This is a genomic window from Streptomyces sp. ST2-7A, from assembly GCF_021390475.1.
Lineage (GTDB): Bacteria > Actinomycetota > Actinomycetes > Streptomycetales > Streptomycetaceae > Streptomyces.
This window is the reverse complement of the sequence record NZ_JAJUWS010000032.1, coordinates 66,396-73,567: the sequence shown is the minus strand read 5'-3', so window position 1 is coordinate 73,567 and position 7,172 is coordinate 66,396. Positions and strand designations below refer to the sequence as shown.

The 7,172-nt window shown below is 70.5% G+C and carries 7 protein-coding genes and 1 pseudogene; all 8 read right to left on the bottom strand.

Annotation, left to right across the window (positions count from 1 at the left end; all coding sequences use genetic code 11):
* A pseudogene (locus tag LZF96_RS18925) lies at positions 1-453 on the bottom strand (hypothetical protein); the annotation flags it as partial.
* A gap of 507 nt (positions 454-960) precedes the next feature.
* Complete coding sequence (locus LZF96_RS18920) at positions 961-1,383, bottom strand: DUF6113 family protein (RefSeq protein ID WP_233873935.1); 423 nt, start codon at positions 1,381-1,383, stop codon at positions 961-963.
* Positions 1,380-2,303, bottom strand: coding sequence for an N-acetyl-1-D-myo-inositol-2-amino-2-deoxy-alpha-D-glucopyranoside deacetylase (mshB, locus tag LZF96_RS18915; RefSeq protein WP_233873933.1), 924 nt, complete (start codon positions 2,301-2,303; stop codon positions 1,380-1,382). Before mshB ends, LZF96_RS18920 begins: the two co-directional genes overlap by 4 nt.
* A gap of 70 nt (positions 2,304-2,373) precedes the next feature.
* On the bottom strand, positions 2,374-2,568 hold the full coding sequence (locus tag LZF96_RS18910) for a hypothetical protein (protein ID WP_233873931.1): 195 nt from the start codon (positions 2,566-2,568) through the stop codon (positions 2,374-2,376).
* A 596-nt stretch (positions 2,569-3,164) separates the two neighbouring features.
* Positions 3,165-4,205, bottom strand: coding sequence for an ABC transporter ATP-binding protein (locus LZF96_RS18905; protein ID WP_233873929.1), 1,041 nt, complete (start codon positions 4,203-4,205; stop codon positions 3,165-3,167).
* Positions 4,192-5,232 carry an ABC transporter ATP-binding protein gene (locus LZF96_RS18900; RefSeq protein WP_233873926.1) on the bottom strand — a complete coding sequence of 347 codons (1,041 nt, stop codon included), beginning with the start codon at positions 5,230-5,232 and terminating at the stop codon, positions 4,192-4,194. The genes LZF96_RS18905 and LZF96_RS18900 overlap by 14 nt, the downstream gene beginning before the upstream one ends.
* Positions 5,233-5,244: 12 nt before the next feature.
* Positions 5,245-6,186 (bottom strand): ABC transporter permease, encoded by a 942-nt coding sequence (locus tag LZF96_RS18895; RefSeq protein ID WP_374203273.1) that lies wholly within the window; start codon positions 6,184-6,186, stop codon positions 5,245-5,247.
* Positions 6,179-7,102, bottom strand: coding sequence for an ABC transporter permease (locus LZF96_RS18890; protein ID WP_233873924.1), 924 nt, complete (start codon positions 7,100-7,102; stop codon positions 6,179-6,181). Before LZF96_RS18890 ends, LZF96_RS18895 begins: the two co-directional genes overlap by 8 nt.
* Positions 7,103-7,172 lie beyond the last annotated feature (70 nt).

The following is a 7,172-nucleotide window of genomic DNA, read 5'->3' as shown; positions in this document are numbered from 1 at the left end:
GATCCCCACGCCATTGGTACCGCCGGCCGCACCGCCCACCGGAGGGGCGGGAGTGCCCCTCGGCGGGGTGGCTCCGGGGGGCCCGGACTTGCGGGGCTCGAACCAGGAGCTGGTCTTCCTGCCCGCGCCGTTGGTGCCGCCCGCCGGACGAGCGGTGCCGCCCGGCCGCTCGGGGGAGGCGGGGGGCGCGGGGGGCGGAGCTCCCTCGGACCCACCGCCCTCGGTCCCGGACACGGCCGGGCCGGTGTCGGTGACCTGCTCGCGCACCACCACCGGTGGGATCGGCCGGGAACCGGGGATGTTGATCCGGATCCGGGTCGTCACCGTGGTCTCGGTCTTCTTCTCCGCGGGGGCGCCGGCGACGTCCCCGTCACCGGCGTCGGCCGGACCGGGCCGGCCGTACGGCTCGCGGCCGGCGGGGCCGGGGGCCGGGGTGTCTGTTTCACGACTCAAGGCAGGTTCTCCCGATTGGTGTCACCAACCGACCCGGCGCGCAGCCGGAGCCGGACGGCGAGCCCCACCATACTGGGGTGCGGTTCGTGGTATCTCCCGAGCACGGGATTGTCCACCCTCGTCGAACGTCGACGCGAACCCGGTGGTCGGGGGCGCGACGGACGCGACGGGTTTCCCCGGCGGGGACGCGGCGACGCCCACCGCGGGTTCCCGGAGGAGGCCCGGAGGCTCGGGGGCGCGCCGATCACCCCGGAGGCCCCGGGGAGTTGACGGGCGATCGACCCGACCACGTTACCCGGCCCGGGAGGGTGCGCCGGCCGCCCCGGTACCCGTCCGGGGGAGGCCCGGGTGCGTTCCCCGGGCACGGAGGACGCCGGGGAAAAACCGGGGGACGACGAACCGTCAGCGGGAGGTCCACCGGGAGTCGGCGGGCCGTCACCACACGCGTCCGGCCCGGGCTCCGCGCGTCAACGGGAGCGGCGAACGCCGGAATCCGCCGTCCGGGAATCACCGGCGCGGTGGGCGGGGTTCCCCCCGACGTTCGGACACCGGTCGGCGGGGGGCGAACAGCGGGCGTGCGGGCGCGGACGCCGTGTGCCGGACGGGGGCGAGCGCCGCGCAGCAGGCGACCAGCAACATCCCGCCGAACAGGAAGAGGTAGCTTCCCGCCCCCGCCGCGAAGACGAAGTCGCCGCGCGGGCGGGTGAGGGTGAGCAGCAACACGGTCAGCCCCCACCCGGCGGCGGGCAGCGCCGCACCGGCACGGGTGCCGAGCAGCAGCGCGCCACCCCAGCAGGCGCCCGCGCCCGCCGCGAGGGCGAGCACGAGTCCGAGCGGGGAGGCGGCGCCCTGGACGATGGCGCCGGCGGCGGCCACCACCGCGCCGAGCAGGAGGAGTCCGGCGTATCCGAGGAAGCGGAGGGTGGTCACCGGTCCCCTCCCGGGGAGTCGGCGGAGTCGGCGGAGGATTCCAACCCGGCACACGGGTCGTCCGCGCCGGGTGGGGGCGGGGAACCGGCCCCGAGACGGAACCACTCGGTGGTCCAGAGCGGTTGGACCAGTCCGTTGGAGAGGGCGAAGACGGGACCGACCCCCTCGACCTCCTCCTCCCCCACATCGATCTGGGTGGCGTGGGCGCGCATGGCGGCCTTCTTCGCGGCGATCTCGCGGGGACCGCCGGCGACCGTGACCACGACCTGCTCGTCGTCGACCACTCCGGGGATCGCGTCGAGGTCGGCGATCCCGGCGAACCGGCCGGGTCCGGCGGCGCGCAGGGCGGACAGGGCCGTCTCGGCGACGGAACGCGGCACGCAGGTCCACAGGACCCGGGGCACCCGGTGGGTGTCGGGGCCGGGGGCGGCGGCCAGTTCGACGGCGCGGTCGGCGAGGCGGTGGGCGCGGATGTGGTCGGGGTGCCCGTAACCGCCGTTCGGGTCGTAGGTGACCAGGACGGCGGGGCGCGTCTCACGGATGATCGCGGCCAGCGCCCCGGCCGCCTCGTCGTCATCGGCACGCCACAGCGAGTCGGGGTGCTCGTTCTGCGGGGCGCCCATCATCCCGGAGTCGCGCCAGCGGCCGGGGCCGCCGAGGAAACGGTGGTCCGTGACACCCAGTTCGGCCATCGCGGCGACCAACTCCCCGACCCGGTGCGACCCGAGACGGTCCTCCCGGTCGGGAGCCAGATGGGCGAGGTCCGGGGGAATGACCTCGCCCTCCTCGCCGAGGGTGCAGGTGACGAGGGTCACCCGTCGGCCGGCGGCCACCGCGGCGGCCATGGTGACGCCGTTGGTGATGGTCTCGTCGTCGGGGTGCGCGTGGACCAGGAGCACCCCGGGGGCACCGGTGTTCATGAGACGAGCCTATGCCCACCGATCGGGTCGGACCGGACCGCCCCGAGGGGACGATCCGGCTCCCCCCGGATCAGAAGCTCAGGTTGTTGATCATGCCCGCGACGCTGTTGGTCAGTTCGTTGATGGTCGGCGCCAGGTTGGAGCTGGCCAGGTAGAAGCCGAGGATGATGCAGACCACGGCGTGCAGCGCCTTGAGACCCTGCTTCTTGATCAGCAGGAAGACGACGATACCCAGCAGGAGCACCGCGGATACGGAGAGGGCCACGGCGAGTACCTCCACGAGCGATCGGGGGAAGCGGGGGTCGGGATCGGGTCGGGTCCGCGCCGGGTGCCGACGGCGGTCGGCGCCCCCGCACGGGAGCGGGAGAGCACGAGGGTTCTACCCACTCATCGCGAGTGATCATAACTATCCGTGAGACGTCACGGGCCGGTGCACGGAAGCAAGCCGGGGGCGCACACCCTCGAAGGACTTGCGCGCACCGACCCTCCCCCCGGTTGCCCCGTCGGAATCACGCCGGCTCAACCCGGTTCCCGGTCGTTTCCGGCGGATCGCCCCCGAATGGGCACATAATTTGATCACATTGATAACACATTTGACACACCCAACCTCCGGAAAACCCCCATGTATCGGGCGCATCGGTGATTTACACGGCGGCAACCCCGTGGACCCGGTACCGATATGCGGACACCACAGACTGCTGGGTGTACGGCCGTGCGGGTGCCGTGGAACGGGAACGGGGCGGACCGATGTCCGTCCCGTTCCCGTGTCCGACCCCTCCTCTCCGGAGAACGGATGGCGGTCGACCGGCGCGCGTGGTCGCGCCGGGACGGGAGACGACGGGAGCCGGGTCCACCGCGGCCTCAGGCCCCCGCCCCCCGGGGCTTCTCCTCGGCGAAGTGACAGGCCGACGGATGGCGCACCGGGCCCTCCGCCTCCTCGAAGCCTTCCGGCACGGCCAGTGGCGGCTCCTCCCGGGCGCACCGTTCCCGCGCCTTCCAGCAGCGGGTGCGGAAGTGGCAGCCGGAGGGCGGGTCGGTGGGCGAGGGCACGTCGCCGTGGAGGATGATCCGCTCCCGGCGATCGCGCAGTTCGGGGTCGGGGACCGGGACCGCGGAGAGCAGCGCCCGGGTGTACGGGTGGGTCGGGTGATCGTAGATCTCCAGGTCCGTCCCGATCTCCACGAGCTTTCCCAGATACATGACCCCCACCCGGTCGGAGATGTGACGCACCACCGAGAGGTCGTGCGCGATCATCATGTAGGAGAGGCCGAATTCGTCCTGGAGGCGTTCCATCAGGTTGATGACCTGGGCCTGCACCGACACGTCCAACGCCGAGACCGGCTCGTCGCAGATGATGATCTCCGGATTCAGCGCCAGACCCCGAGCGATCCCGATCCGCTGCCGCTGACCACCGGAGAACTGGTGCGGATACCGGTTGATGTACTCCGGATTGAGCCCCACCACGTCCAACAACTCACGGACCTTCGCCCGCCGATCCCCCTTCGGCGCCACCTCCGGATGAATATCGAACGGCTCACCGATGATGTCACCCACCGTCATCCGCGGATTCAAGGAGGTGTACGGATCCTGGAACACCATCTGAATGTTCCGCCGCACCGCCCTGAGCGCCCGCCCCGACAGCTTCGTGATGTCCTCACCCTTGTAGAAGATCCCACCCGACGTCGGCTGCTCCAAATTCATCAACAGCTTCGCCACGGTCGACTTCCCACACCCCGACTCCCCCACGATGCCCAGGGTCTCCCCCCGGAACAACTCGAAGGAGATACCGTCCACCGCCTTGACCGCACCCACCTGCCGCCTGAACAACACACCCCGCGTCAACGGGAAATGCTTCACCAGGTCACGGACCCGCAGCACCGGTTCCGGATCAGGCACGGTCATCGATGACCTCCTCGCGGAAGTGGCAGGCACTGGTGCGGCCGGGGGCGGGCGGCTCCAGGGCGGGGCGTTCCCGCACGCAGATATCCACGGCCCGCGGACAGCGCGGATGGAAGGGGCACCCCGGTGGAATGTTCAGCGGATTCGGCGGTAGGCCCTTGATGGCGTACAACTCCTTGCCCTTGTGGTCCAGACGCGGAATCGACTCCAACAAACCCTTCGTGTACGGATGCGCCGGAGCCGCGTACAACTCCTTCACCGGAGCCGTCTCCACGATCCGACCCGCGTACATCACCGCGATCCGATCCGCCACATCCGCCACCACACCCAAATCATGCGTGATCAGGATCAGCCCCATCCGGAACTCCCGCTGCAACTCCGCGAGCAACTCCATCACCTGCGCCTGAACCGTCACATCCAAAGCCGTCGTCGGCTCATCCGCGATGATCAGATCCGGCTCCAACGCCAACGCCATCGCGATCATGATCCGCTGACGCATACCACCCGAGAACTGATGCGGATAATCATTCACCCGCTCCCGGGCCGCCGGAATCCGCACCCGATCCATCAACTCCACCGCACGATCCCGCGCCTCCCGACGCGAAGCCCCACGATGAACCCGGAACATCTCCCCCAACTGATACCCCACCGACAACACCGGATTGAGAGAGGAAAGGGCATCCTGGAAAATCATCGCCATTCGCTCGCCGCGCAAGCGGCGCCGTTCCTCCTCCGGGGCGGTCAGCAGGTCCCGTCCCCGGAACAGCACCCGTCCGCCGGCGACGCGGCCGGGCGGGGTGTCCAGGATGCCCATGATCGCCTGCGCGGTCACCGACTTCCCCGACCCCGACTCACCCAATACCGCCAGGGTCTCACCGGCGTTCACGGAGTAACTCACCCCGTTGACCGCCCGCGCCACCCCCTCCCGGGTGCGGAACTCCACCGCCAGATCACGGACCTCCAACAGCGGGGCGCCCCCGACGGCGCCGTTTGCATCCGCGGTGTCGGCCGCGCCCGCGTCGTGTGACATCCCCGTCCCTCCTCAGCGCAGCTTGGGGTCGAGTGCGTCGCGCACGGCGTCGCCCATCATGATGAAGGCCAGGACCGTCAGACTCAGCGCCGCCGCCGGGTAGAGCAGGATGTGCGGGGCGTTGCGGAACTGCATACCGTCCGAGGCGGCCGAGATGTCCGCGCCCCAGGACACGGTGGGGGGCTGGAGCCCCACTCCGAGGAAGCTCAGCGTGGCCTCCAGCGCGATGAAGGTGCCGAGCATGATCGTGGACATCACGATCACCGGCGCCACCGCGTTGGGCAGGATGTGCCGCAGCAGCATCCGGCCGTTCCCCGCCCCCAGGGCCCGGGCCGCCTGGACGTAGTCGTGCTGCTTGGCCGTGATCACCGCCCCCCGGGCGATGCGGGCGATCTGCGGCCAGCCGAGCACGGCGATCACCAGCACCACCGGCCAGATGCCGGTCAGCGTGATCATGCTCAGGAAGACGATCGCGCCCAGGATCAGCGGGATGGCGAAGAAGATGTCGGTGGCGCGGGAGAGCAGGGAGTCCCAGATCCCACCGTAGAAGCCGGCGAGACCACCGATCACGGCGCCGAGCAGCGCCACCCCGAGGGTGGCGCAGACCCCGACCGCGATCGAGGCCCGCGCCCCGTACACGGTGCGGGTGTAGACGTCGCAGCCCTGCGCGTCGAAGCCGAACCAATGGCCGGGAGCGGGGCCGTCCAGGGAACGGCCCAGTTCGCAGAAGAGCGGGTCCCGGGTCGCGATCAGCGAGGGGTGGATCGCGATGACCGCCAGAAAGAGGATGAGGAGCCCGGAGACGATGAAGATCGGGTTGCGGCGCAGGTCGTGCCAGGCGTCGGAACCCAGGCTGCGGGTCGTCTCCTCCGGGGTGGCGGAGACCATCAGCGCCTCGGCGCCGGCCTCCTCCCGCGCGGCGAGGGGACCGGGGGTGTCGCGCTGCTCAGGCATAGCGGATCCTCGGGTCGAGCACGGCGTACAGCAGGTCGACGAGCAGGTTGGCCAGCAGGAAGATCAGCACCAGGACGGTCACGAAGCCGACGACCGTGGGTGAGTTCTGTCGCAGGATGCCCTGGTAGAGCTGGTAGCCGACGCCCTGGATGTTGAAGATGCGCTCGGTGACGATGGCCCCGGCCATCAGGGTGCCGATGTCGGCGCCGAGGTAGGTGACCACCGGGATGAGCGAGTTGCGCAGCAGGTGCCGGGTGGTGATCCGGCGGCGCGGCAGGCCCTTGGCGATCGCGGTGCGGATGTAGTCGGCGCGCTTGTTCTCGGCGACCGAGGTGCGGGTCAGACGGGTGACGTAGGCCAGCGAGACCAGGGCGAGGATCATGCCGGGGACGATCAACTCGTCCAGTCGGGCCTCCGGGCCCACGGCGGGGTTGATCCAGTCCAGTTCCACGCCGAGGAAGAACTGCAGCGTGGTGCCGAGCACGAAGGTGGGGATGGCGATCACCACCAGGGTGAGCAGCAGGACGGTGGTGTCCACGCCACCGCCCCGGCGCAGACCGGAGACGACCCCCAGGGTGATGCCCAGCAGGATCTCGAAGACGAGGGCCACCAGCATCAGCCGGAAGCTGATCGGGAAGGCGCGGGCCATCAGCTCGATGACGGGTTGGCCGTTGAAGGCGGTGCCGAAGTCGCCGGTGAGGATCTGTCCCAGGTAGAGCAGGTACTGACGCCACACGGGCTGGTCGAGGTTGAACTCGGCGCGCAGACGGGCGGCGGTGGCCGGGTCGGGGGCCCGGTCCCCGAAGAGCCCGACGACGGGGTCGCCGAGCGCGTAGACCATCAGGAAGATCAGGAAGGTGGCGCCGATGAACACCGGAATCATCTGGAACAGGCGCCGGACGACGTAACGCCCCACGGGCCCTCCTCGGGGACGGGGGAACGGGACGGCCGGGGGTCGGGCGGGTGCCCGGCCCCCGGCCCACCCC